1 protein-coding gene and 1 pseudogene are annotated in these 1,058 nt (G+C 70.7%); one reads left to right on the forward strand and one right to left on the reverse strand.

Annotation, left to right across the window (positions count from 1 at the left end; translation table 11 throughout):
- Positions 1 to 356: pseudogene (locus A2790_RS19510) on the reverse strand (DNA-binding transcriptional regulator); the annotation flags it as partial.
- Between the two features lie 76 nt (positions 357 to 432).
- Between A2790_RS19510 and A2790_RS19515 the strand changes: the two are divergent.
- Complete coding sequence (locus A2790_RS19515) at positions 433 to 762, forward strand: hypothetical protein (RefSeq protein ID WP_293395226.1); 330 nt, start codon at positions 433 to 435, stop codon at positions 760 to 762.
- Positions 763 to 1,058: the final 296 nt, after the last annotated feature.

A 1,058-nucleotide genomic window follows, 5' to 3' on the forward strand; every position in this document is an offset into this window, starting at 1 on the left:
GCCGACGCCCGGGTGGCGGAGAGCACCTTCTGCTCCAGCGAGCGCAGCGCCGCGGCCCGCCCGGCGGCGCCCTGGCGGTCCATCATCTCGGCGGAGGCGGCGAGCGCGGCCAGCTCCTCGGCGGTAGGGGCCTGGAAAAGTCCATCGAGGCCGGCGGGTATGCGAAAACGGCGGGTCGGCGGATCGTCCACCGCCTCCATCTGGGGAAACATCTCCCAGACCGCGTCGCGCATACGCTCGGCCGTGCGCCGGCCGACCCCCAGGCGGTCGGCCATCTCGTCCAGCGTCAGGCCCTCGGCACTGCTGGCCATCAGCCGGGCCAGCTCCAGGAGCCGCGCACCTTTTTCGTGCCGCATGATCTTTCCTGCGTCCGCTTCTGTCGTAGCGACCAGACAAAACCAGAACCATCGAACATCCGCAAGGAGCTAAACGATGGCCTCCCGCTTTCAGCCCCGCCGCCCGACCCCCGGCCGCTTCAGCCCGTCGCGCTTCAACCCCCGCCCGATCCAGGCCCCGCAGCGGCCCCCGCCCCCGCCCGCCGCCGTGGTCGACGCCGTGCTGCGCTTCCACGACGTGACGGTGGACCAGGGCGGCCAGCGCACCCTCCTCCGTCTCTCCGAACGCGCCCTGCGCGAACCCCAGGTGATCGCCGCCCTGGGCCCCGACGCCCGCCGCGCCGCCAACGTCGCCATCCTGTGGAACGAGCGCGAAAGCGAGATCATCCGGGTGCTGGAAGGCGCGGACATGCGGGTGGCGGCTTAGGGGACGGGCTGCGGGTACGCTGCCGCTGGATCCAACAGGCCGCCGCGGCTTCGATTCGGCGAGGCGGCCCGCGCAGTACGGAGTCTATGGATTTCCCAAGATGGTAGGGCGCGAACCTCTCCCCTCTCGCTTCGCGCGGGGAGCGGAGCATGACGCCGCGAAACTGAGCGGGAGGTCGTTGCGGTCCACCAGCGGACGCCCAGCATGTCCGCAACTGATGCTGTGGACGGCTCTCCACCACCCGCGGGAGCATAGCTCCTGCTGAAGAGGAGGAGAGCATGGGTCAGGTGGTTACG

The organism is Phenylobacterium sp. RIFCSPHIGHO2_01_FULL_69_31 (genome assembly GCF_001824475.1).
In the GTDB taxonomy this organism is placed as follows: Bacteria; Pseudomonadota; Alphaproteobacteria; order Caulobacterales; family Caulobacteraceae; genus Phenylobacterium.